At 69.9% G+C, this 24,213-nt stretch carries 20 protein-coding genes; 13 read left to right on the top strand and 7 right to left on the bottom strand.

The annotated features are described in order from the left end of the window. Positions 1–42: 42 nt before the first annotated feature. Entirely contained in the window at positions 43–1,290 is a 1,248-nt protein-coding gene (gene lhgO, locus BLW41_RS04220) for an L-2-hydroxyglutarate oxidase (RefSeq protein WP_093116484.1), read from the top strand. Here lhgO and BLW41_RS04215 read toward each other — a convergent pair. After that, the gene (locus BLW41_RS04215) at positions 1,256–2,863 is read right to left on the bottom strand and encodes a lipopolysaccharide biosynthesis protein (RefSeq protein WP_093116482.1); all 1,608 of its coding nucleotides are present in this window, start codon (positions 2,861–2,863) and stop codon (positions 1,256–1,258) included. The two genes, lhgO and BLW41_RS04215, sit on opposite strands and share 35 nt — an antisense overlap. A gap of 67 nt (positions 2,864–2,930) precedes the next feature. Between BLW41_RS04215 and BLW41_RS04210 the strand changes: the two genes are divergently transcribed. Genes BLW41_RS04210 through BLW41_RS04200 form a run of 3 tightly spaced genes read left to right on the top strand, consistent with a single transcriptional unit; the run spans position 2,931 to position 6,073 of the window. Further along, positions 2,931–3,779, top strand: coding sequence for a WecB/TagA/CpsF family glycosyltransferase (locus tag BLW41_RS04210; protein ID WP_218138244.1), 849 nt, complete (start codon positions 2,931–2,933; stop codon positions 3,777–3,779). A 33-nt stretch (positions 3,780–3,812) separates the two neighbouring features. Beyond that, on the top strand, positions 3,813–5,108 hold the full coding sequence (locus BLW41_RS04205; protein WP_093116478.1) for a nucleotide sugar dehydrogenase: 1,296 nt from the start codon (positions 3,813–3,815) through the stop codon (positions 5,106–5,108). Beyond that, the gene (locus tag BLW41_RS04200) at positions 5,105–6,073 is read left to right on the top strand and encodes an NAD-dependent epimerase/dehydratase family protein (RefSeq protein ID WP_093116476.1); all 969 of its coding nucleotides are present in this window, start codon (positions 5,105–5,107) and stop codon (positions 6,071–6,073) included. The genes BLW41_RS04205 and BLW41_RS04200 overlap by 4 nt, the downstream gene beginning before the upstream one ends. Here BLW41_RS04200 and BLW41_RS04195 read toward each other — a convergent pair. Beyond that, positions 6,041–7,201 (bottom strand): glycosyltransferase family 4 protein, encoded by a 1,161-nt coding sequence (locus BLW41_RS04195; protein ID WP_093116474.1) that lies wholly within the window; start codon positions 7,199–7,201, stop codon positions 6,041–6,043. The two genes, BLW41_RS04200 and BLW41_RS04195, sit on opposite strands and share 33 nt — an antisense overlap. Before the next feature lie 23 nt (positions 7,202–7,224). On the opposite strand from BLW41_RS04195, the gene BLW41_RS04190 reads away from it, so the two are divergent. The 4 genes from BLW41_RS04190 (at position 7,225) to BLW41_RS04175 (ending at position 11,480) form a co-directional block, all read left to right on the top strand. Next, on the top strand, positions 7,225–8,079 hold the full coding sequence (locus tag BLW41_RS04190) for a glycosyltransferase family 2 protein (protein WP_093116472.1): 855 nt from the start codon (positions 7,225–7,227) through the stop codon (positions 8,077–8,079). Beyond that, entirely contained in the window at positions 8,076–8,960 is an 885-nt protein-coding gene (locus tag BLW41_RS04185; protein ID WP_093116470.1) for a hypothetical protein, read from the top strand. Before BLW41_RS04190 ends, BLW41_RS04185 begins: the two co-directional genes overlap by 4 nt. Continuing rightward, positions 8,957–10,306: a glycosyltransferase gene (locus BLW41_RS04180; protein ID WP_218138243.1), complete on the top strand. Its 1,350-nt coding sequence runs from the start codon at positions 8,957–8,959 to the stop codon at positions 10,304–10,306. The genes BLW41_RS04185 and BLW41_RS04180 overlap by 4 nt, the downstream gene beginning before the upstream one ends. Before the next feature lie 133 nt (positions 10,307–10,439). Beyond that, positions 10,440–11,480, top strand: coding sequence for a glycosyltransferase (locus BLW41_RS04175; protein WP_177169325.1), 1,041 nt, complete (start codon positions 10,440–10,442; stop codon positions 11,478–11,480). On the opposite strand, the gene BLW41_RS10895 is transcribed toward BLW41_RS04175, so the two are convergent. Further along, positions 11,465–12,610: a glycosyltransferase family 4 protein gene (locus BLW41_RS10895; protein WP_177169324.1), complete on the bottom strand. Its 1,146-nt coding sequence runs from the start codon at positions 12,608–12,610 to the stop codon at positions 11,465–11,467. The genes BLW41_RS04175 and BLW41_RS10895 overlap by 16 nt on opposite strands. Positions 12,611–12,734: 124 nt before the next feature. Here BLW41_RS10895 and BLW41_RS10890 point away from each other — a divergent pair, with 124 nt between their 5' ends. The 3 genes from BLW41_RS10890 (at position 12,735) to BLW41_RS04160 (ending at position 16,636) form a co-directional block, all read left to right on the top strand. Next, positions 12,735–13,373 (top strand): hypothetical protein, encoded by a 639-nt coding sequence (locus BLW41_RS10890; RefSeq protein WP_177169323.1) that lies wholly within the window; start codon positions 12,735–12,737, stop codon positions 13,371–13,373. Then, positions 13,351–15,459, top strand: coding sequence for an O-antigen ligase family protein (locus BLW41_RS04165; protein ID WP_093116464.1), 2,109 nt, complete (start codon positions 13,351–13,353; stop codon positions 15,457–15,459). Before BLW41_RS10890 ends, BLW41_RS04165 begins: the two co-directional genes overlap by 23 nt. Positions 15,460–15,550: 91 nt before the next feature. Further along, a complete protein-coding gene (locus BLW41_RS04160; protein ID WP_177169322.1) occupies positions 15,551–16,636 on the top strand; it encodes a DUF3089 domain-containing protein in 1,086 nt (361 codons plus the stop codon). A 23-nt stretch (positions 16,637–16,659) separates the two neighbouring features. Here BLW41_RS04160 and BLW41_RS04155 read toward each other — a convergent pair whose 3' ends face one another. Continuing rightward, complete coding sequence (locus tag BLW41_RS04155; RefSeq protein ID WP_177169321.1) at positions 16,660–17,244, bottom strand: class I SAM-dependent methyltransferase; 585 nt, start codon at positions 17,242–17,244, stop codon at positions 16,660–16,662. Between the two features lie 25 nt (positions 17,245–17,269). Further along, positions 17,270–18,793: a sugar transferase gene (locus BLW41_RS04150; RefSeq protein WP_218138242.1), complete on the bottom strand. Its 1,524-nt coding sequence runs from the start codon at positions 18,791–18,793 to the stop codon at positions 17,270–17,272. Between the two features lie 232 nt (positions 18,794–19,025). Between BLW41_RS04150 and BLW41_RS04145 the strand changes: the two genes are divergently transcribed. Then, on the top strand, positions 19,026–20,294 hold the full coding sequence (locus tag BLW41_RS04145; RefSeq protein WP_093116458.1) for a ribonucleotide-diphosphate reductase subunit beta: 1,269 nt from the start codon (positions 19,026–19,028) through the stop codon (positions 20,292–20,294). Here BLW41_RS04145 and BLW41_RS04140 read toward each other — a convergent pair. Continuing rightward, positions 20,291–21,220 carry a GGDEF domain-containing protein gene (locus BLW41_RS04140; RefSeq protein ID WP_093116456.1) on the bottom strand — a complete coding sequence of 310 codons (930 nt, stop codon included), beginning with the start codon at positions 21,218–21,220 and terminating at the stop codon, positions 20,291–20,293. The two genes, BLW41_RS04145 and BLW41_RS04140, sit on opposite strands and share 4 nt — an antisense overlap. 227 nt (positions 21,221–21,447) lie before the next feature. Then, on the bottom strand, positions 21,448–22,425 hold the full coding sequence (locus BLW41_RS04135) for a GGDEF domain-containing protein (RefSeq protein ID WP_143038574.1): 978 nt from the start codon (positions 22,423–22,425) through the stop codon (positions 21,448–21,450). A 28-nt stretch (positions 22,426–22,453) separates the two neighbouring features. On the opposite strand from BLW41_RS04135, the gene BLW41_RS04130 reads away from it, so the two are divergent. Further along, complete coding sequence (locus BLW41_RS04130; RefSeq protein ID WP_093116454.1) at positions 22,454–24,136, top strand: glycosyltransferase family 39 protein; 1,683 nt, start codon at positions 22,454–22,456, stop codon at positions 24,134–24,136. Positions 24,137–24,213 lie beyond the last annotated feature (77 nt).

Below are 24,213 nucleotides of genomic sequence, written 5' to 3'. Positions count from 1 at the left end.
TCGTAGTGGTGGTTAAAGGTCCTCGTAATAGCGTCGCGGCGTATGTTGAGGCGACAAGATCCCCTGGTCGTAATCGGCGCCGGGATCGTCGGGCTGGCGACCGCCCGCGAGCTGCAACAGCGTCTGCCACGCCAGCGCGTGATCGTGCTGGAGCGTGGATCCGAGCCGGCACTCGGCCAAACGGCCCGCAACAGCGGTGTCGTGCACGCCGGCATCTACTATCGGCCGGGCTCACTCAAGGCACGGCTATGTGTGGAAGGCGGGCGGCTGCTTGCCGCCCACTGCGAGCGCCTCGACCTGCCGTTCGAACGCTGCGGCAAGGTGATCGTCGCGCGCGACGAGCGTGAGCGGCCGCGACTCGAGGAGCTTTTGCGGCGAGCGCGGGCTAACGGTGTGCGCGGCGTCGAGATCGTCGACCGCCAGCGACTCGCAGCCATCGAACCGCACTGCGTCGGCGTCGCGGCGCTGTGGTCGCCGATGACCGCGGTCACCGACTTCCGCGCGGTCGCCCACTCGCTTGCCGACGAGCTGCGCCAACTTGGCGGCGAACTGCGGACGCGGGCGCAGGTCGAGGCGATCGGACGGGGTCCGACCGGTGCCACCGGCAACTCCCGCCTGACCGTCGCCCTAGCCAACGGCGAACGGCTCACAGCGAGCTTCGTAGTCGCCTGCGCCGGTGCCGATGCCGACCGCCTGGCGGCCGCCGCTGGACTCGCTCCGCAAGTTCGAATTGTGCCCTTTCGGGGCTCATACCGGACGATCAAGGCCCCCAGCTCGCAGCTCGTGCGGGCGCTGATCTACCCGGTACCGGACCCCGAACTCCCGTTCCTGGGGGCGCACCTCTCGCGGCACGTCGACGGCGTCGTGACGCTCGGACCAACCGCGCTGCCCTGGCCGCTGCGCGGGCTGCCGAGCGGCACCGGAGTCTCCGCCCGCCGTGCGCGGGTTCTCAAGCACCTCATCCACTCCGCCCGGTGGCCCGGCACGCACCGGGCGCTCTGGCGCTACCGCCGCGCCGGCGTGCGCGAGCTCAGCCGCTGGCTTTGGCCGCGCCTGCTCGTCGCCGATGCGCGCAGCTACGTACCGGCACTCGACCCGCGTGATTTCGCTCCCGGCCCCTCCGGTATCCGCGCGCAAGCGGTCGCTCGTGACGGCACCCTCGTCGACGACTTCCTGGTCTCCGAAGGCCCCCGGATGCTCCATGTCCTCAACGCGCCGTCGCCTGCCGCCACCTCGGCGTTGGCCCTCGCGCGACTCATCGCGGATCGGGTCGAGGCGCGCCTTCGCTGACCGATCGCCGATCGGTTCCAGGCGTGTCTTCGCTGACCGGCAAACGCCTCAAAAGCGACCGCGCGAAGGCTCGCTCGGCAGGCTTGAGCGCCGTCACGAACGCCACGAACCAGCCCACCAACAGCGCGACCGGGAGCACCAGCAGCGCCGGCCACGCAGCCTCCCCGGCGACCGCCAAACCCGCCCAAGCCGCGGCCAGCGCGAGGGCCGTTGCCAACCATCCGGGAACCGCCGCCGACAGGAGCTCGCGCACCGTGAGGTCGAGGGCTTGCCGGAGTCGCCAAACAAGCCAAAGTGCCTGCAGCCCTGCGGGTACAGCAAAGGCGAGCGCGGCACCCGCTACGCCCAGCGGCGGTATCGCAACCAGCGCAAGCAAAACGTTGGCCGCCAGAGCGGATGCTGCTGTCCGGGCGACGACGGCAGTCCGACCGAGCGCGACCAGGATCGCACCGGCGATCGCGCCGGCACCCTGCAGGAGCCAGTAGCTGCACAACAGTCGCAGTCCGCTGGCACCCGCAACGTAGCGCTGGCCGAGCCACACCTCGAGCAGCACCGCTGCGCCCGCAGCGACCACCGCCGCCGCCGGTGCCGTAAGCAGCAACGCGTAGCGGATCCCCCGCTGCGCGAGCTCGCGCAGGCCAGCAACGTCGCCGCTCGCATGCAGCCGCGCCGCGGTTGGCAAGACCGTCGTGACCAGCGCCGCGCTCAGCGCCCGCAACACGTTGTGGGCCCGCAACGGTCCCTCGAACAAACCCACCAGTCTCGCCGACCCGAGCGCCCCGAGCAGCCCGCGGTCGGCGGTGTAAGCCACCGCGTTGGCAATCTCAGCGCCCGACAAGCCGGCGCCCGCAGCCAACAGCGATCCGACGGTTGCGCGCTCCGGCCGCGCCGCCGAGCGAGCGACGAAGCCGCCCGCCAGCGGTCGTGCGGCAAGCGCAGTCAAGCCGACCGCCGGCGGCAGCGTCCCAGCAGCACCGATCAGCACCCAGAGCGGCGCCGCCGTAAGCGCCAACGCGCAGACGAGCGCCGCGTACGCGACGATCCCCGCGACCTCGCAGACGGCGAGGGCGACGAAGCGGCCGCGCGCCCGCAACACATCGCGAAAAATCGTGAGCGGCCAGCCGATCGCGGTAACCGTGGCAAGCAACAAAGCGCCGCCCTGCGTGTCGCGCGCAAGCTGACCCTCGAGCCCCAACACGAAACTCACCGCCGGCCCACAAATCGCCAACGCCAGGGCAGCGACCAGTCCGCCACCGGTATAGAGCACCAGCGCACTGGCGAAAACCACGGAACGGCGCTCCCGCTGACCCGCCCCGAGGCTCGCCGCTAACTCACGCACGGCAGCCGCCGCGGCCGCGTTCTGCACCACCAGCAGATAGCCCGCCAACGACGAGAGCAGCCCGAAAACACCGAATTCGCGCAGCGACAGACGCCGCCCGACGACAGTCGTCACGATCAACATCGCGAGCAGACCTGCCGCCTGCGAGCCCTGCTGCGCGATCGTGCCGAGTGCGAGCCGCCGTCCCCGCAGCGGCCGTCGCTCCGGGCCGCGGAGGTTCGTCAGGTCGCTCACCGGCCGCGCGACCTTACACTGCGGAAGACCGCGACGCTGGCATCGAAGCGGTGTTTAAGCAAAAAGGGTGCGAACCGCCCCCTGGCACCCGCTCATGGAGACGTCCACGACCGCATCTTCACCATCGGCCACCGAGACCGCGTCAGTCGACGGGCGGGTGGCGCGCTGCCGAATCCTCGGCGTGCCAATAGCGCTGGTCGACTACGAGCGCGCGATGGACATCATGGACCACCTCATTGACACGCGGCAGCGGGGCTACGTTTGCGCAGCCGCGGTCCACGCCGTGGTCGCAGCCGATAGCGATCCCGAGCTCGCAGCGGCACTCGACCGCGCGACCCTGGTGGTGCCCGATGGCATGCCACTGGTGTGGGCGGCGCGGGCACTCGGTCACCAACTCGCAGGGCGCGTCTACGGGCCCGAGCTGATGGCCCGCTACCTCGCCCGCTGCGCACGCGATCGCCGCCGCATCTGGCTCTACGGCGGCCACGACGAACAGTGGCTGGAGCGACTTGAAAAGCAACTGCGCAAGCGGCATCCCGAGCTTGAGATCGCTGGCTCGTGGTCGCCACCTCACCGCCCCCTAACAGCCACCGAGGAGCGTGAGCTGGCGGCTCGCATCAACCACGACCAGCCGGACGTCGTGTGGGTGGGTATCGGCGCCCCTAAGCAGGAGAAGTGGATGGCGCGCATGCGCGACCGCCTCGAAGCTCCCGTACTCTGCGGCGTCGGCGCGGCCTTCGACTTTCACGCCGGGCGCATCTCGCAGGCGCCGCGCTGGATGCAGGAGACGGGCCTCGAATGGCTTTGGCGCGCGCTGCAGGAGCCGGTGCGGCTGGTGCCGCGCTACCTCGCGACCAACCCGCGTTTCATCTGGCGCGCGTTGCGCCAGGTGCTGCGCGAGCGGCGTGGCCGTTAGCTGCCGCCGGCAGCCGGCCGTAAAGTTCGGTACGTGGGCGCGCGCGTCGCGGTAGTGGGTCTCGGACGGGTAGGGCTGCCGCTGGCCCTGTCGTTCGCCGACCATGGCCTCAGCGTGATCGGCATCGACCGCGACCGCAACGTGCTCGAGGCGGTTCGCTCCGGTCACATGCCGTTCCGCGAGCGCGGCACGCAGGCGCTGCTCGAGCGGGCGCTCGCGAGCGGGCGGCTGCAAACCGCCGAAAGCGTCGTCGCCGCGGGCGAAGCCGAAGACATCGTGCTGACGCTCGGCACGCCCGCTCACGAGCACATCGAGATCGACGTTGGGCAGATTCGGTCCGCTCTCGACGACCTCTTACCGGTCTTGCGCCCCGGACACGCGCTGCTCTTGCGCTCGACGGTGGCACCCGGGACGACCGAGTGGGTCGCCGGCTACATCGAGCAGCGACGTGGGCTGCGTACCGGCCGCGAAGTGTTTGTCGCACACGTCCCAGAACGCATCGCGCAGAACCGCTTCCTCGAGGAGATCGGCACGTTGCCGTGCATCGTCGGCGCCTCCGACCCCGAGTCGGCACGCCGCGCAGCGGACCTCTTCGCGGTGTTTGGTTGCGAGATCCGCCACACCACGCCCGTGCAAGCGGAGCTGGCGAAGATCTGGACGAACATCCTCCGCTACACCCAGTTTTCGCTCCCCAACCTTTTGATGATGGAGTGCGAGCAGTACGGCGCGAACGTCTTCGAGGTCATCGACTTGATCAACCGCGACTACCCCCGGGGCGGCATCGCGAGCCCCGGTCTCACCGCGGGAACCTGTTTGCGCAAGGACTTCGCGTTCTCCGAGGAGCGCTCACCCGCCCCGGGGATGCTGCTCGCCGTTTCGCGGGTGCACGAAACGGTCCCGCGCTTTCTGGTCGATGGCCTCAAACGCCGTCTCGGTGGCAGCCTCCGGGATCGCAAAGTGGCCGTGTTGGGCCTCACCTTCAAGCGCGACTGCGACGACACCCGCGATTCGCTCTCCTACAAGCTGATTCGCCTATTGGAGCGCGAGCTCGCGATCGTCGCCCGCCACGACCCCTACGTGCCCGACCAGTCCGATCCACTCGACGAGGCGCTGGCCGACGCCGAGGCCGTGGTGATCGCCACCAACCACAGCGTCTACGACGGCATCGCGCGACGCCTACGGCAGGGCGTCATCGTCGCCGACCCCTGGAACGCCTCGGGCACCGGCGTCGTGTTTGCCCGCGTCGGTGCGCCCGACGGCGAGCGCGAGCTCTCCCCATCGACCATCGCTAGCCGGTCACCGGCGCCGACGGAAGACGACGCCTCGTGAGCCGGGTGCTGGTCACCGGGGGCTCCGGCACGATCGGGCGTGCCGTCGTCGAGCGACTGCTGAGCGAGCCGGGAGTTGAGTCGGTCCTGGTAGTCGATCAGGTACCGCCGCGCTCGCCCACCGCGGGCTTCGAAGTACGGATCGGCGACCTGCGCGACCCGGCGGTGGCGCGTACCGCCGTGCGCGGACGCAGCCACGTGATCCACCTCGCCGCGATCGTCGGCGGCATCGCCAACTTCCACCGCCAGCCGCAAACGCTGCTCGCCGCCAACACGGCGCTCCTGAACACGGTCTTCGACGCCGCTATCGCCGAGGGCGTCGAGCGCCTGGTCTACGTGTCTTCCTCGATGGTCTTCGAACGCGCCTTCCGGTTCCCGACACCGGAAGAACACTTGCTCGAGTGCCCGACGCCGCGCTCCGCTTACGGCTTCTCGAAACTCGCCGGCGAGGTGATGTGCCGCGCGGCGCACGCCGAACACGGGCTCGAGTACACGATCTGTCGCCCGTTCAACGCCTACGGGCCCGGCGAGATGCCGGCTGACGAGCCGGGAATCGCGCACGTCGTCCCCGACCTTCTGCGCAAGTCGCTGGCCCGCCAGCGCCCACTCGAGATTTTCGGCTCGGGCGAGCAGACGCGAACCCTTACCCACGTCGACGACATCGCGGAGGGGATCGTGCGGGCGACCTTCCATCCCCGCGCGGCCTGCGAGGACTTCAACATCTCGGCCAGCGAAGAACTCACGGTCGCCGAGATCGCGCGCATCTGTTGGGAGGCGTGCGGCAACGACCCGGCGGAACTCGAGTTGCGGAAGCTGCCGTCATTCGAGGTCGACGTCAAAAGGCGCTGGCCGTCGATCGAGAAGGCGAAGCGGCTGCTCGGCTTCGAGGCTCGGATACCGGTTGCCGAGGGAATTCGGGCGACCGCCGACTGGCTACGCCAGAAGCTCACCGTAGAGGCTCATTAGCGAGGCGAGGTAGCGCTCCTTGCCGTACTCCGTGCGCGCCCGAGCGAGGGCCGCCTCGCCCTCCGCGGCACGACGATCCGGATCGACCCACAGTGCCTCGAGGCGGGAAGCAAAGGCATCTTCGTCGTGGAGAGGCACGCAAGCGTCACGGCCGAGAATCTCGGGTAGCGCACCGACGTCGGTAGCGACCGCTGGAACGCCGGCAGCTAGCGCCTCGAGTGCCGAATAGGGGGCGAACTCGGGAAACTCCGAGGGAAACAGAGCGCAAGCGGCCTCAGCGCGCAGCGCTCGGAGCTCCCGTTCGCCGACCCAGCCCACGAACTTGCAGTTCGCGGCGAGACTCTCGGCGAGCCGCTGCAAGCGGGGCCGGTCGGGCCCCTCACCGGCAACCACGAGCGGCACACCAACCGCCGCACAGGCGCGGATCGCTCGTTCAATCCCCTTCTCCGGGGAAAGGCGCGCGGCGACCAGCGCGTAGCGCCCGTGCCCGGCGCCCGATGCCCGTGCGCACGCCCCATCCGGCAGGTAGTGGGAGACCACGAGCGTGCGTGCCGGCGGCACACCGATCTGCTGGACGCGCTGGCGCGCGTATGCCGAGGGCACCACGAAGCGATCGACGGCCCCAAGGGTGCGCTCGAAATGGCGCGCCAAGGCCGCCGCGTAAACCGCCGACTCGAGGCGCGAGCGGCGACAGCGGTGAACCACTGCGGGCAGGGTGAAGCGCCCGCGGCAGCTCGAGCAGGGGCGGCGGTCGCGCCACGCAACGCCGATCGCGCAGGAGAGGCGGAGGTTGTGGAGCTGGAGAACGGTTGGCACCCCGTTGGCATGAGCCGCCTCCAGCAAGCGCGGGCCGAACGCCGGCAGCAAGTTGTGCGCGTGCAGCACGACGCGACGGTCTGCTGCCCGCTGCCGGAGCTTTGCCAGGAGATCAGCGAGTGAGCTCTCGCCACCGCCAGCCAGCAGCAGGCGCGCGGCCTGCGCCCGCGACAGCGCAGAGGAACGCCGTTCGAGCAGCTCCCAGGGAATGCCAGCCTCCTGCAAAGCCGCGAGCTGCAAGGCAACACAACGCTCCTCGCCCCCCTCGAGGCGGTAACGGTTGTGTGCCACGACCACGGCCGGCAGCGACATGCCGGGCTACCCTACGCGCGCCGATGAGCAAGCCCGCGGTGTCCGTGGTGGTACCCACCCGCGATCGGCCCGACGAGCTCGCGCTGGCGCTCGCCTCGCTGAGCCGTTTGCGGGGACGCGAGCAGGCCGAGCTGATCGTGGTCGACGACGGCTCGCGCGATTCCACCGCCGAGAGACTCGCGCGTGCGCACGGGGCCCGTTACCTCCGCCACCGACAGGCCGCCGGCTTGAACGCCGCGCGTAACACAGCGATCGACGCTGCCGAAAGCGAGCTGATCGCGTTCGTCGACGACGACGTGGTGGTGCCGGAACAGTGGCTCTGCGAGCTGCTCGCCGGGGTCACTCGCCACCGCAGGGCCGACGCTTTTGCCGGCGCGATAGTCGCCCGCATCGAGGGCCTCGCCGGGCGCGGATGCGGCCGGCACGCGCCCCCGATCACGGCGCTCGACCTGGGGCACGACGACCGGCCGGTGCTGGCTGCCTGGGGTGCGTGCATGGCGATCCGGCGACGGGCGTTCGAACGCGTTGGGGTGTTCGACGCCTCGCTCTCGGTAGACGAAGGTGACGAAGCCGAATGGTTCGAGCGCTTGCGGGCTGCCGGTGGTCGTGTCGTTTACCTCGGAGCTTGGCGCCTTGAGCACGTCCGGCGGGGGCGCAGCGCCCGCGTCTCGGCACTTTTGCGCGCAAGCTACCGACGCGGACGGGGGGCCCGACGGAGCGACCAGCGCCGCGGTCAAGCACCGTCGCTGGCCGGCGAACTCAGAACTCTGGTCGGCTGCGGCTGGCACGTCGCCCGCCGACGTTGCCCTCAAGGGCTGCTACTAGCCGCCCACGCACTCGGTCGTACCGTCGAAGCGACCGGCGGTCGCGAGCGGTGAACCGCGAGCCACGCCGCGAGGACGTACTCTCCGGGAGAGTCGGCTACGTCGGCCGCCGACAGCCGCTTCTGCGCCTCGCCGACCGCTTCCTCGACCTGCTCGACACGCTCGCCGGCACTCGCCGCCGGCTCGACCGCGTCGCTCCGCGCTTACCGCGGCGTCGCATTTTGGCGCTGTGCTTGTACCGGTCGACGCGCGCCGAGACCGTACGCAACCTCGTCGGCGACTTGCTTTCGAGCTCCCGCCACTCGGTGACGGTGCGCCTCGGGGCGCTCGATGCAGGAGCGCCGGAGCTTGCGCGGCTGACCGTCGCCCGCCACCTCGACGGCGGCAAATTCGAGAACCTCGACCGGCTGCTAGCTGAGCACCCCTCGTGGGGCGAGTTCGATTGGCTGCTGGTGATCGATGACGATGTCGTGCTGCCACCGCGTTTCCTCGATCGACTGGTAACTGCCTGCGAGGTGTTGGGCTTCGACCTCGCGCAACCAGCACTCTCGAGAGCGAGCCATGGAGCGTGGCAGGTGACCCGTCGGCGCCCTTGCCTTCTGGGGCGTACGACCCGTTTTGTCGAGATCGGCCCCGTAACGGTCTTCTCGCGTCGCGCTGCTGGTGCACTGTTGCCGTTCCCGCCCCTCCGTTACGGCTGGGGACTGGAGCTCCACTGGGCAGCCCTGGCCGCGCGGAGCCGCCTGCGGCTCGGGATCGTCGACGCGGTCGTCGTTCGTCACGAACAGACGCCGGTCGCAGCGACCTACGATGCCGACGCGGCGATCGAGGAGGCACTGCGTTTCCTGCGCGAGCGCCCCTTCTTGCCGGCCGCGACGGCAGCTACGACGCTGGCGCGGTACCGGCGGCTTCCGGCGAGCGTGTCGGACCGGTGAGCGCGCCCGTAGATCAAGCCCAAGTCGCTGATGCGCGCAATGCAGGGCGGCGATCGCCGCGTCGCCGGCAGCGGCCGCTGCGCGTCGCGGTAGTCGCTGAGTGGTACCCCTCGTCACTCGATCCGGTGCACGGCATCTGGGCGCACCGGCAAGCGCTGGCGGTGCGCGAACTCGGTGTCGAAGTACGCGTGCTGGCGCTGCGTCGACCGGTTCCGCCGCTGCGCACGGTGCGCGCGCTTGGCAGGTTTCCGCCCGATCCCGCACCGCTCCGGAGCTGGCTTGCCTCGCAGCCAACACTGTGGCGAACGGAAGAGCTCGACGGTATCCCCATCACACCGGTGCCACTTGTCGCCCCACCGCGACCCTGGAGTTACGGGAGCTGGGCCTGGTGGATCGCGCCGACGCTCGGCCGTGCCCTGCGCGCGCTGCGCGCGCGCTGGCCATTCGACCTCGTACACGCGCACAACGTGGTGCCGACCGCACACGCCACCGTCCTCAGCGAGCTGTGGCGGAGCGGCGTACCGGTCGTCGCTTCAACGCACGGACCGGACGTCATCAAGGTGCCGGAGCGCGGTCCGCTGGCGCGCCGCGCGCTCAAAACGGCCCTCACCCGCTGCGACCTTGTGTTGGCCAACAGCCGCTGGGCAGCCGAGCGCTGCCGTGCGCTCGCGGGACTGCCGCTAGCGACGCGGGTGGTGCACCTCGGTGCCGACCTGCCAGATCCGCACGAACTGCCGCCGAAGCATCCCCGTCTGACGATCGTGACGGTCGCGCATCTGCAGGCACGTAAACGGCACGAGACGGTCCTGCAGGCACTCTTTGCTCTGCGCGACCGCCTCAGGGTCGACTACCTGGTGATCGGTGACGGCGAGGAGCGACCGCGGCTCGAGCGGCTTGTGGCGGAGTTGGGGCTGGGCGACCGCGTGCGCTTCCTCGGCCAATTACCGCACTCCCTGGCGCTAGCCGAGATGCGCCGCTGCCACGCCTTCGTTATGCCGAGCGTGGAGGAGCCGTTCGGCGTTGCTTACGTCGAGGCGATGGCCGCCGGCTTGCCGGTGATCGCAAGCGCCGGCGAGGGTGGCCCGGAGGACATCGCGACGGCCGGCGGCGGCATCCTGCTCGTACCGCCGGGCGACCACGAGGCCACGGCGAGCGCGATCCTGCGCGCCCTCGGACCGGAGCGCGAGCAGCTCGGCCGCGCGGCACGCGAAACCGTGCGCGCCAACTTCACCTGGCGGCGCTGCGGGGAGCGCACGGTCGCGGCCTATCGCGAACTGCTCGAGGGTCCGCCAGCCACCACCGAACGGGAAAACCGGGGGAGCGCTGCCGTCGATGGCGTCCGCTAGGAGCAGAAAAGACGCGGCGGCAAGGCGGTCGTCAGCGAAAACCGCTTGTGACGTTCTGCTGGTCTCGCTTGGCACTACGCCAGGCCTGCGCGTATCCGACCGACTGCTGGCGAACGCGCTCGCGGAGGCTGGCGTGCGGGTCGCGGCGACGCGCGTCGGTGTCGGGCTCATCGGTCGCTTGCGCCGCTTCTATCCCCTTACCGACCTGATCGAGGCGTACGCAGCGCGACGCGCTCTGCTGGCTGCGCTCCAGCGGGTGCAGCCGCGCGCACTCCTCTTCTCGACGACCACCAGCGCGCTGCTGGCTCCCACCGTGGGGCTGCCGTACGCCGTCTGGTTCGACGCGCCGGCCCACCTCAACCGTCCCGGTCCCCAGAACGCACTCCTGCACCGCCTCGAGCGAGCACGCTTCGAGCGTGCGCGGCTACTGCTTCCTTGGAGCGAGCCGGCGCTGCGCAGCGCACCGGCGAGCCACGGCCGCCTGCTGCTGCTTCCGCCGCCGATCCTTTCTGGTGGCGCCGCTCACGCCACCGCGACAGCCAGCGATCCCAGCTCGCACCAGCGGCGCCCCCGCTTCGTCGCGTACACCCCGGACCCCAAAGCGAAAGGCCTGGATCTGCTGGTCCGAGCTTGGCTGCACTGCGAGCACCTCGGCGGCGCACTGGGCGGTCACGTCAGCGGCGTGAAGAGCGGCGCGGGACGTCCCCGCCTCGAGGTTTTCGGGATCGAGCGCGAGCGGGCGCGCGCGTGGCTTGCCCGGCGGGGGTTGCCGCTGCCGGCCTCGGTTCGGGTACTCGGCCGCCGCTCCGAACAGGAGTTCCGCAAGCACCTCGTCGGCGCAGTGGCTTTCGTGCACGCCGCCCGTTGGGAGGATTTCGGACGGGCTCCTTTGGAAGCGCTCGCGCTGGGGGTGCCGCTGGTCACCTGCGCCGCGGCAGGGCCGTACGCGGCGCTAGCGCTCGCGCGGCGGCTGGCGCCGGAGCTGGTTGCGCCGCGCGACGACCCCTCACAACTGGCGGCCGCGCTGGTGCGCGCGCTCGCGATCTCCGACGAAGACCGACGCCGTTACCAGGTCAGCGCGGCCCGCGCCGTTGAGCCGTTCACCCACCGACACTTCGAGCGAACGGTGCGCCGCGAGCTAATCCCGAGACTGCTCGATCAGCCGGCCAGCTGAGAGTCCCGAGCGACCGCAACATGCCCGGCTACCGCCGCCTCGACCGCATCTTCGAGGGCCGCTGCGTCGCGCTCGAGCGGCCAGCTCCGTGTCAGCTCGATGCTGGCCTGTGACATGCGTGCGAGCAGCCCCGGCTCGTTCGCCAAGCGTTCGAGAGCGTTCGCTAGCGCCGCGGGGTCGCCCGCCGGCACAACCAGTGCGTTGCGGCCGGGGACGGCGATGTCGCCGATCGCCCCGACCCGCTCGCTAAGTACGAGCGGGAGACCACAGGCCGCCGCCTCACGAACGACCGCCCCGAACGGCTCGAAGTCGCTAGCCAGCAGGAAGACGTCGGCCTGCCGCAGCACGTTCGGTTGGTCGGGGGGAGCGACGAAGCCGCGCAGCGAGGCGGGCGCCTGTAGCCGTCGCGCGAGCTCTTCGAGCTGACGCCGGAGGGGCCCGTCGCCGACGATCTCGAGCGTCAACGAAGCGCGCGCCCGAGCCACCGCCTCGATCGCGAGATCGTGGCGCTTCTCGGGCACTAGCCGTCCGACGCTGACCACCCGCAACGGCCGGCCGAGCGGCTCTCGCCGGACGTGAGCGACCCGCTCGTAGGCGTCCAGATCGGCTGCTTGCAGCACCACTGCGACACGTTCCGGTGGGACGCCGGCGGCGAGCAATCGCCTTCGGGCCCGGCCACTGGCCGCCAGGAGTCCGGCGGCGTGGCGCGCGATCAGGCGCTGCAAGGCTCGCTGCGGCGCACTCAACACCCGCTCGCTGGCTTCGGTCACTTCGCTGAAGACAAGCCACGGCCGGCGCCGGCGGCGGCACCAGGCAATCGACGCCCAGGTCAGCGGCCCGAACTCCGAAGAGACCACGCAGTCCGGTGCGATCTCGTCGAGCGTCCGCTGCAACCCGCGCGGTACGGTCAGCGGTGTGGGGCCTCGTCGGGGTAGCTCCACACCGTTCAGCGTTCGTGCCTGGTAGCCGCGCGGACGCGGGAACCAGGCGTCCGGTTGTTGCCAGGTGCGCTGCCGCGCACGGGCGTAAACGACGTGCGGCTCCACCCGCCCGCGCGCCGCTAGAAGCGCGAACAGAGGCTCCCGGTAGGGCACCGGAATCGGGAGCACGAAAGCGCAGCGGACCGCCACCGAGGTCGGCGATTGTAGGTAAGGTCCGCGCCGCTTCCGGTGCCGAAGCGGCGGCTCCGGTCGGGCACCGACGCCGGCCGCGAACCGCAACTTACGCTGCCCACCCGCTATTTGTGGAGTACTGATGCCTAGCTCACGCACTTCGCGGCGTTCGCTCGCCACCAGTTCGGCGGCGGTGATCGTGCTCGCTTTCGTGGCCGGCCTGACGCTCCCGGCGCTGCGTCCTGCCGCCGCCAAGGCATCTCCCCGCCAGGTGATTGCCGACTGTGCAGACGACGGCACGCTCTCGCGTCGATACAGCCAACGCGACCTCGCCGGCGCGCTGAATTCGCTTCCCGCCGACCTCGACGAGTACTCGGACTGCCGGGGCGTGATCGAGGGCGCGCTGGCCAATAACGCCCTCGGCTCGCACCATCGCCGCAGCGAGCTCGCGCGCTTGTTGAGCACGATCGGTCCGTCCGCCGCCAGGCCCGAGGACCACGCGGCGCTGACGACCACGCTCGACCGGTTGTCGCGGGAGCGGACGCTCGGTCGCACGCCGACCGTGCGCCTCGACGACGGCACGGTGTTGCGACCGGACGGGGGCGGCGCGCTGCGCGCCGCCGGGCTGGTCGGACCGCTCCCGGTGCCGCTGGTCGGCGCGCTCGGCGCACTGCTGGCGCTCGCCCTCGTTGGCTCGGTCCTTGCCCTGCGCAGCAAGGTTCCCCCCTCGCTTTCGGCGTTCGCTCACCTCAAGCGCCTTGCCTTCCGACGCGGCAACTAGGGCGGTCGCGGCAGCGCTCGCGGCGGCACTGGTGGCGTGCGCCTTTGTCGCGAAAAGCGGCACGGGCGTGCAGTCCACCGCGCTCGTGCTAGCGGCGGCCACGCTCGCCGCCGGCGCTGTGTGCACCTGGAGCGTGCTGAAGGGTCGCGGCGCTGGCGGCGCCTACCCGCTGTTGGCAATGCTCGGCGCGCTCGCCCTGATCAACGCGCTCTCGCTTTTGTGGTCGGCTAACCCCGACGCCAGCCTGATCGCGGCCGGTCGCGCGCTCGCTTATCTCGCGGTGGCGGCGGGTGCGGCTTTTCTTGCTCGACGCTGGCCGCATCGCACGCACGTCCTACTGGAAGCCCTGCTGATCGGCGGCTTCGTGATTTGCGCCTACGGCCTGGCGGCGCGCATCTGGCCCGGGTCGTTAGGCAAGGACGAGCTTGGCGCGATCGCCAATCGCCTGGGACAACCCTTTGGTTACTGGAACGCCCTGGGCGGCGTCGCGGCGATGACCGCGCTCCTGGCGCTCTGGCAAGCGACTCGCCACACCGCCAGCGAAAGCGGGCGGGCACTCGCCGTGCCGGCCCTCGGCGTTGCCCTCTTGGCGCTCGCGCTAACGCAGTCACGAGGCGCCCTTGCGGCTTTCGGTGCCGGTTTGGCGATCTGGCTGCTGGCGGTGCCGCGGCGCGCGGCGAGTGCCGCGCCACTGTTCGTCGCGGCGCTCGCAGCCACTCCGGTGGCCGCGTGGGCGCTGTCGCAACCGGCGTTCACGGTGCGTGCCGCGTCGCTCGGTACGCGCGAAGCCGCCGCTGGCGACTTCGGTCTCATGTGCCTCGCCTTGGTGCTGGTATTGACCGTGGTCGGGGCCCTGTGGGTGCGCCTCTCGCCCGGCTGGACGCTGCCGATCGGCGTGCGGCGGCGGCTTGAGCGCGTGACGACGGTCGGTGCGCTCGCGCTCTGTGCGCTCGCCCTGCTAGGGATTGCGCTCAACGCCGAGACCGTCACGACCAAGCTCGAGCGGCGGATCGACGATCTCGTTAGCGAACGCGCGCCGCAGCCCACGGAAGGCGCTGGACGACTGGTAGCCACCTCCTCGACGCGGTCCGCTTACTGGCGAGAGGCGCTCGACTTGTTCTCCGAGCGCCCGCTGACTGGCTGGGGCGCAGACGCCTTCGAGATCACCCGCCTGCGCCACCGCCACGGCCCGCTCGGGGCACGCCACGCGCACGGCTACCTCGCACAACAGGCGGCGGATCTCGGGCTGCTCGGTGTCGCGGTCTCGCTACTAGCGCTTTTCGCCTTTCTGCCGGCGGCGGCTCGAACGCTCGGCGTCGGCAGGCGACGAACGCTCGCTGCGCTCCCCTGGGACGACCAGCGCTGCGCGTTGGCGGCGGCAGTGGTCGTGAGCCTCGCGTTCGGTGTGCAGTCGTTCCTCGACTGGACTTGGTACGTCCCGGCTCTGGCGCTGCCCGCGCTCGCCTGCGCCGCCTTCGTCTCGGCGCTGGGTCGCGACAACGCCGAAGTACCAGCGCGCACGCCGCTCGCGCCGGCCTGGCGCCGCACACTCGCCGCCCTGACGGCGGCGGCGGCGCTCGCTGCGGCCTGGACGATCGCTCAGCCCGCCCTCGCTGCGCGGGAAACCGAGCGGTCCTTGCAGGCGTTGGCCCACGGCCAGGCTCGTGCCGCGCTCGACCATGCCGAAAACGCGCAGCGAATCGATCCCCTGGCGCTCGACCCGCTGCTTGCGGCGGCAAGAGCGGAGGTCGCGCTCGGACGCCCGGCAACTGCACGGAACACGCTCGCGACAGCGGTCAGCCGGCACCCCCAAGACCCGCGGGCATGGCTTGCAGCCGCCCGCCACGAACTGGTCGTCGAACTCCGTCCGGACCGCGCCCTTGAGCTAGTCAAAGGGGCGCTGTGGCTGGACCCGGAGTCGCGCAGCGCACGGGAGCTGTTCCTCACCGCCCGCGCCCGCTTACACCTTGTCTGTGTGTTGCGTGCGCGTTACGCTGCTGCTCGGTCGCAATCACGTCCTGTCCCGTTAGCGAACTATGCGATCAGCGGTTGCCCCCCGGTTTCTCAACGTGGCAAAGCCCGGTAGCGCCCGCCTCTCCAAGCGCTGGAGCAGGGCGGTCGCCGCCTCGGTCGCGGTCGCAAGCTCTTTAGCGCTCCCGGCGGCCTCACCTGCTCCGGTGGCAGCGAAAACGCTCTGGCTTTGCAACCCCGTGACGCTGCGCTCCGACCCCTGCCGCCCACCGACATCAACGCTCGTACTCGACCCTTCCGGCCAGCGCCAGCGGATCGAGCACCCGCAACGACCGCGACATCCGCAGTTCGACTGCTTCTATATCTATCCGACGGTCTCCGATTTCCCCGGACCGCAAGCCCCCCTACGGATCTTCCCCGAGCAGCGCTCGATCGCCGAGTATCAGGCCGCGCGCTTCTCCCTCGCCTGTCGGGTATTCGCGCCGGTGTACCGTCAGCTGACTTTGCGCGGCATCACGGTCGATGCCGGCAAAGTGACTCCCGAGATGCGCGAGCAGGCTTACGGCGATGTGCGCGCTGCCTTTTTGGATTACCTGCGGCGTTACAACCGGGGCAGGCGGGGGGTGGTGCTAATCGGTCACTCCCAGGGCACCTTCACGCTGCGGCGACTGTTGCGAGCGGAAGTCGATGGGCGTCCAACCCGACGCCGCCTGCTGGTTTCGGCGCTCCTGATCGGCGGCAACGTGCTCGTACGCCAAGGCAGTGACCGCGGCGGCGACTTCCGGCACCTCCGGGTCTGCACCAGTCCGCGTCAGACGGGCTGCGTCATCGCCTACTCGACATACGGCGAGCGGCCTCCTGCCGACGCCGTGTTCGGCAACCCGCGCGTGTCCTTCGGGTTGCCGCTGCCACCAGGGCCGGTCGAAGTCGCGTGCACCAACCCCGCCAACCTGCAGCCTGGCGGGAAGGGCTTGCTGACGCCGATTTACCCATCGCAAGCTTTTGCCCGGGGAACGACGATCGGCGCGCTCACCGAGCAACTCGGCACGCCCCGCGTCGAACGGCCCGGGGCCTTTTGGCTGAAAGCGCCGCGCTCCTATACAGCGGGGTGCGTGCGCGCCAACGGCGCGCACGTCTTGCTGGTATCGCCGCGCCGCGGGGCACCACCCCTGAAGCCCGTCCCGAATGCCAGCTGGGGGCTACACCTGGCGGACGTGAACATCGCTCTGGGCAACCTCGTCGAGCTCGTGGAGCGGCAAGCCGCTACCTGGCGCGCGCAGCGCCGGCGTTAGCGGCCGCCCCAGTGTCTTGGCGCCTATGGGCGGTGCGCACGCGCCAGCAGCAAACCGGCTCTGTGATGCACCGCGACGTTGGTGAACCCGAGATCGTCGAGCGCCCGCGACAACGACCGTCGCGTGTAAAAGCGCAGGTGCGGGGAGAACGGGTCGAGGTCGCGCTCGATACCGACGAGCGCCCACTTGAGCGCCGTTAGGCGCGAGTGCGCAGGCGTCGTCAGCGCCAGCAGGCCACCGGGGGCGAGCACTCGCCGTAACTCCGAGAGCCAGAGCTGCGTGTCACGGACGTGCTCGATAACGTCGATCGCAACCACCAGTTCGAACTCGCAGTCGGCAAACGGCAGCGGGGCGTCTGGCTCGATCTCGACCACTCGCGCGTCGCGCGGACCCTGGCGCCACGCCCGTTTGAGGGCGACCGATGAAACATCGGCGAGCACCACTTCGCGTGCCGGGATTAGCCCACTGTGGCGAGCATCCCCGCAGCCGATATCCAGCGCCCGCTCGGCGGGCGGCAGCGCCCTCACAAATCGCACAACACGAGGGTCCGGAGGATGTTCAAGCTCGGGCACAAGCTCCCATAGCTCGTCGTCGTAGCGGCTTGCCAAGGGCTCGCTCCCCGACGACGTCAGCTCACCAGGCTCCCCGCGCCCGCAGTACCGCGGGCACGGTGCGAATCAGGATCGCGAGGTCGAGCCATACCGACCACCGCTCGAGGTAGAGGAAATCGAGCCGAACGAGCTCGTCGAAATCGAGCTCCGAGCGACCGGACACCTGCCAGAGCCCGGTGATTCCCGGCAACACCAGGTACCGCTTGCGGTGCCACTGCTCGAGCCGCAGGTAGTCGCGCATCGGCAGGGGGCGAGGCCCGACCAGTGACATCTCGCCGCGCAACACGTTGAACAGCTGGGGCAGTTCGTCGAGGGACCAACGGCGCAAGACCCGCCCGAGCGGCGTGACACGGGGGTCGTCGCGGATCTTGAAGATCGCGCCGTCCTTTTCGTTCTCCTCCTCGAGCAGGTCCTGGAGGTCTTCGGCACCCTCGACCATCGTCCGGAACTTCAGGCAAGGGAACGGACGACCGCCGATGCCGGGCCGCATCGACCGGTACAGAATCGGGCCTCGCGAGGTCAGCTTGATGGCCAGCGCGATCGCCGCCATCAGCGGCGACAACACCACCACCAGCGACGCCGCAACCACGAGGTCGAAGAGCCTCTTGACGACGAAGTCCACGCCCTCGAACACCGGTGGGCGCAGCTCGAAGAGCGGCAGCGCCTGCCCCGGAACAAACTCCACACGGTCCATCAAGATCTCGAGCGTCGAAGGCGCGACCTTCACGCGCACGCCGGCCTGGTGGCACCGTTCGACCAACTCGACCGCTTGCTCGGACGGAAACTCCGGATCGCAGAGCAGCAGCTCTTCGACTGAGTCGAGGTGGCGATCGATCGCTTCGAACGATCCGAAGTCGCGCAGTCGGTGGGCGTGAAACCCGTTCCCAGCGCGCTCCCCTTGATCGCCGATCAGCACGTACCCAAACGGTTCGATCTCGGAGCTGTCGCGGAGTGCCTCGGCAACGCGCTCGACGTGCCCGGGCCGACCGACCAGCAGCGCACGGCGACGGAACCCAGCGGCTCTAAGTACCCATCCGCTGAGACGCTCGAAGCCCCAGCGCAAGACGCCGACGTAAACAACGGCGAAGGCCAGGGAGGCGTAGAACACGTAGTAGCTTCGGAAGTGGTGGCCCTCGATTAGGGCGTACACGAGGATCACCAGCGTCGCTTGGAACAGCGACGACCCGACCTTCGAGAGCCCCGGGCGCTGCGCCCGCTCCCGGTAGAGACCGGAGCGCGCGAACAGCAGCATCGCCACGAGGCAGGCGAGCGGTGCGTAGTCGGCCGTCTGGGAGCCCACGTACGGACGTGCAGCGGGCGCGATCGTTGCCGCCTTGATCCACAACGCTGTGTAAATCGCCGCGCTGATCGCCGCAGCGTCGATCGCGACGAGCATCACCACACGCGCGACCACGCGCAAAGTGTCGAGCCGCACCAGGAAGCTCAGCAGCGGACGGCGCGGAGCACGGATATCGCGTGGCGGCATGGCAGCCGGCGGCGCGAGCTCCCTGAGCTCCCTGAGCTCCTTGAGGTTGACGTTGGTCAACGCCCAGCTATCCCCCGTTTTTTCAGAACAAGCTCCCAGCCGGCGAGTTGCGGTGCCGGCCGCAGCGATTCTCGCAGGCGCCCACCGCATACACCATCGCGCCGACGCCAATGGCTAGGATCTCTTTGCATGGTTGTCTGGTCGACCAACCAGGCAACTCCCACCCCCGGCGGACGCCACTGCGATTCGGCGGTCGCCAACCGACAGCCGACCCAAGCGCGGAGGTTTCGCAATGAACGAGGCTCCCCCGATCGTCGCTGAGCAGATTTCTTACGAAGACCTCTATCGCCGCTGGGAGCAGCAGAACTGGCAGGCGACGGCGATCGACTTCTCGAGCGATCGCGAGCAGTGGCACGAGCGCCTATCGGATATCGAGCGTCGCGCAGCGCTCTGGAACTACGCGTTGTTCTTCCACGGTGAGGACGCCGTCGCCGACAACCTCTCCCCCTACATCGACGCCGCGCCGCGCGAGGAACAGAAGTACTTCCTCACGACCCAGCAGGTCGACGAGGCGCGCCACGCCGTCTTCTTCGGCCGCTTCATGCGCGAGGTGGTCGACTACGGGGGCGACTTCCATGGGCTGCTCGAACGCACGCGACCCGAGCTGACCTGGGGATTCCGCAAGACGTTCGAGCTACTCGACGACGTCGCCAACCGCTTGCGGCGTGACCGCTCGCGCCCCCAGCTGGCGGCGGCGATCTGCCTCTACCACTTGGTGATCGAGGGAACGCTCGCGCAGACCGGCCAGCACTTCATCGAGGACTACCTCACCGAGCGCCAGTTGCTGCCCGGCTTCCGGGAGGGCATGGGCAACGTCGCGCGCGACGAGCAGCGCCACATCGCCTTCGGTGTGCGCATGCTTTACGACCTGCAGCGCGAGGATCCCGACTGTCGCCACGCGGTCGCCGAGATGCTGCGCGAGGTGCTGCCCTTCAGCGCCGCCGTGTTCGTACCGCCCGGCTGGGATCGCCGCTACACGGAGGTGTTCGGCCGCACGATCGAGGAGATCTTCGCGATCGGTGCGACTTCGCTCGAGCAGAAACTGCGTGCCGCGGGCATGCCGGTCGAGGAGCTTCCCGGTCCGCCGGTGATGCCGCTCGGCCTGAGCGCCGAGGAACGCGCGCGGCGAGCGATCAAGCTGATCCAGGCGGGGGTGCTCGGCGAACCGAACGGGCCCCCGCGTCGCGACCCCGAGACGATGGAGCTGCTGTTCGACATGGTCGCGCGGACGCTCGACCCCCGAGCTGCGAATGGCGGCTTGGTGGTGCAGTGGGACTTCCGTGACGCCGAACCGTGGTTCATCCGGATCGTTGATGGCCGCGCGGAGCCGCAGCGCGGGCGCGTTGAGAACCCCGACGTGACACTCGCGGTCAGCTACGACGACTGGGTCGATGTGGTCGCCGGGCGCAACGACCCTCGCAAACTGTTCCTACGGGGCCGTCTGCGTCCCCGTGGTCGGATTCGCTCGCTTGTGCGCCTCGCACGGAGCCTCGGCCGCTAGCGCTCACGCGCGGCCGTCTGGTGCTCCTGCTTCTCGCGATAAACGCGCCGATCCGCAGCTCTGTAGAGCGCGTCGAAACTTTCCCCGTCTTCCGGGAAAACCGAGATCCCCACGCTGATCACCTGTGGTGCGATGGCGCTGCGAATGCGCTGCGCGAGTCGCTCGGCGCCGGGCCGATCCGCGCCGTCCGCTAGCACCATGAACTCGTCGCCCCCCAAGCGCCCGATCGGGTCGGCTGTGCGCACCACCTGACGCATCCGCCGCACGAGCTGGACCAGCAGTCGGTCACCGGTCTCGTGCCCGTAGACGTCGTTGACGCGCTTGAAGTCGTCGATGTCGAACTCGATGAGGGCGAACGTGCCGCGGGTACGCCGCGCCCGCTCCCGGGCCGCTTCGAACTGCTCAGCGAACCCGCGTCGGTTCAGACAACCGGTAAGAGGGTCGGTGCGCGAGATCATCGCTAGCTCTTCGCGCCGCCGGCGCGCCATCGTCGCCTGCCAGACGCAGGTCCCAGAGACGACCGCCACGGCGCCGCAGAAGACGAACGTCTCCGTCCAGCGTGCGTCCCCGTCGAGCAGACCGACCGCGGCGGCCGCGCCGAGGCCGACTGCGCCCACGATCGCCACCAGCCAGGTCTCGTAGACGAGACTGGCGAAGACGACCGGAACGAACATGAGAGGTGTCAGCGGACTGTCCAGCCCGCCGTCGAGGCTCGCGTTGAAGGCGACCAAGGTCACGCACGAAAGGCTCCAGGCGGCGGCGATCAACTGTGCGCGCAAGGACGTTTTGAACACCACGCGTAAGGGGAGCACCGAGATCACGGCGATCTCGACCAGCACCGCGCAGAGCGCCGCAAGCATGAGCGAGCGATTCGGTCGCTCCCAGGTCGCGACGATGTACGGAACCGTCAAGACGTAAGCGATCAAGGAACACGCCAGCCCTCCGAGCGTATTCGCCCGCGCTCGCTCCCGCTGCTCTTGCTGCACGCTTCGCTCCTCCTCGGTAACCGGCCCGCCCCCTGCTCGGGCCGGTCGTTGGTCACCGCCGGTCGCGCCGCGGGCGTGCGGCGCAAAGGGTCTTGAGGAGCGAGGTCGGCAACTCTGCGAATTACCCGAGCGGCGGGACGGACGCTCGTACAGATGTCGAGCGCCGCTCAGGCGTCGCTGCGCCTGGTCGCCCGCCGCTCCGCCCAGCGCTGACGTTTGGTGCGGTAGACACCGGCGTCAGCCGCTCGGTAAAGCTCGTCGAGGGTGCGGCCGTCGTGCGGGTAGACGGCCACGCCAATGCTCCCCGTCTGCGGCGAGAGGGCGCGCTCGATGCGCTCCACGAGCGCTTGCGCTCCCTCGCGATCGGCGCCAGGGGCGAGGATCACGAACTCGTCACCGCCGAGCCGCGCGATTTCGTCGGCGTTGCGCATCACCCCTCGTACACGCCGCACCAGCTGAACCAGCAAGCGATCCCCGGCCTCGTGTCCGTAGATGTCGTTGACCTCTTTGAAGCCATCGATATCGAACTCCACGAGCGCGAAGGGAACGCCCGTGCGCTCGGCTTCCTCGACCGCTCGCTCGTAGCGCTCCGCAAAGCCACGCCGGTTGAGGCAACCGGTCAGTGGGTCCGTGCGGGAAGCCTCGGCCAACTGGCGGCGCCGCTGCCGCCCCATGTGCGCCTGCCAGACGCAGGTCCCACTGACCAGCGCCAGCGCCGACGTGAACATCAGCACGTGCGCCCAGCCGACGTTGTCGTCGAGCAGGCCGATCGTGATCGTCGATCCGAGACCTGCCAGACCGACCGCCGCGACCAGGGGAACGCTGCCGTACGAGACGCTGGCGAAGACGACGGGAACGAACATCATCGCCGCGATCGGACTGCGCAGCCCGCCGTCCAGCGCGGCGGAGACGGCGACCAGGGCGACGCACCCTATGTTCCAGAAGGCAGCGACGCCAACTTGCCGCCGCCGTGTTCCGAAGACGAGCGATGGCGGCAGAGCGACGATCGCTAGCGCCACCAGGTACGAGACACCGAGGGCTGCGAGGAGTGCCGGTCGGTGCGGACGCCCCCAGGTGGCGAGGTGGTAGACGGCTGAGATCGAGAAAGCGACGGTCAGCACTAGCAGACCGCCAAGTGCGTTCACGCGCGAGGAGCGGTGGGAGCGGGTCTCCATGGGTCGGGTCCAGCCAACGTATCGGCAAGCCTTGATCGTTTTCCAGCGGAATGGGCGAATGTTCGGGCGGTTGGGCGCGCGCTTGCATCGGCGCGCTCCGGTGGTGGTCGCACTGGTCTCGATCATCGTGCTCACGGCGATCCTGCGCTTCGCCACCCTGGAGCTCCAGAGCGTCTGGTACGACGAGGCGCAAACGGCACGGCTTGTGTCGCTGCCGCTCGACTCGATGCTTCACGCGGTAGCCCGCGAAGAGTCGACGCCGCCGCTCTTCTATCTGCTCGAGCGGGCCACGACGAGGCTGTTGGGAGACGGCGAGGTCGCCTTGCGCGCTCTGTCGGCCCTTGCGGGACTACTCACCGTGCTGGTTGCGATGGCAATCGCAAAGGAGGTGGCAGGTCGCCGCGCAGCAGCGGCGACGGGCGTCGTTGCGGCGCTCTCGCCGTTGCTCGTTTGGTACGCCCAGGAGGCGCGTAGCTACTCCCTCTACGCGCTCCTGGTAAGCGCAGCCTTGTGGGGGTTCGTGCGCGCGCTGTTGCGCCCCGCGGCGCGCCGATCGACGCTCGTCTTCGCCGCGAGCGGCTCCGCTGCGGTACTCACCCACTGGTTTGCGATCGCGCCTATCGGAGCGTGCGCGACCTACCTCGTTTACCGAGAGGTCGTCGCGCGCCGGCAAGCGCGGCGGTTTCAGCTGGCAAGGCCGACGGTTGCGGGGCAAGCGGGCCCGCTCGCCGCTCTACCACTCTTCACGGCGGTCCTCGCGACGCCCCTGTTGCTCGCGCAACGCTCAGCTGACCACGCCAGCTTCATCGCCAGCGAGCCGCTCGCGAGACGCCTCGCTCAGCTGCCCAAGCAGTTGCTCGTGGGCTACGACGCTCTGTTCGAGCCCTGGTCGGCACTCGCCGGCGCGATCGGGGCGGCGCTACTGCTCGCGCTAGCCGTGCAGCGCGCGCTCGGGAACTCCGGCGGCGTGCGCCGGATCGCCTCCCCGACCGCCCACCGCGCGCTTGCCGGCGCGGCCGCTAGCCGTCCCCTCGAGCCACCGCAAACGGTCCTGTTGCTGCTCTTCGTAGCGGCGTTGGCGGGGGTCGGAGCGCCCCTCGTAGCGGCACTGCTCGGCGAGGATTTCGTGTTGACGCGCAACGTGCTGTGGCTCGCCTGTCCGCTCGCTGTGCTCGTGGGCGTTGGCTTCGCTCGAGCTCCCCGGTCAGTCGCTTGGCCGGCCTTGGTGCTCGTGGTCTCGGCAGCCGCCGCGGGCACCGCGGCGCCGCTGGTCGACCCGCTCGCCCGCAAGCCCGACTGGCGTGGCATCGCGCGGCTCGCGGCGCACACGGTTGGGCCTGTCGGAACAGTGGTGGTCGCTCCGGACGGGGTGCTGCCGGTGCGCTACTACGAGCCTCGGCTGAGCGTTGTCACCGTGCCACCGAACGATCCGTCGAAGCGGTTTCTGTGTGCCTCCCCGGCGCGCAAGAGCGGGTCGAGCCCGAGAGCCCCGACCTTGTCCGATCTCCCCTGCCCGGTTCAGGTTTCCACGGGCGCCGTCGGCGACGCTTCGCGCAGCCCCGACCGGGCGCCGCTGAGGATACGGCCGTTCAAGCGGCGGACGCTGTTGGCGGTGTTGGTGGAGCCGGTTCGCGCGCCTCGACCACGACCAGCCGAACCAGCCCCGCAATCGGCGCGCTGAGCGCCCCGCCCAGCGGGGTGCGCGAAGCGCGCGAACCACCTGCCCGGCGGGCGTTCGGACCGCCCTAATCCGCCCCG

This window comes from Thermoleophilum album (assembly GCF_900108055.1).
GTDB classification, from domain to species: Bacteria; Actinomycetota; Thermoleophilia; order Solirubrobacterales; family Thermoleophilaceae; genus Thermoleophilum; species Thermoleophilum album.
The sequence above is the reverse complement of the archived record's forward strand: the minus strand, read 5'-3'. Positions and strand labels throughout refer to the sequence as shown.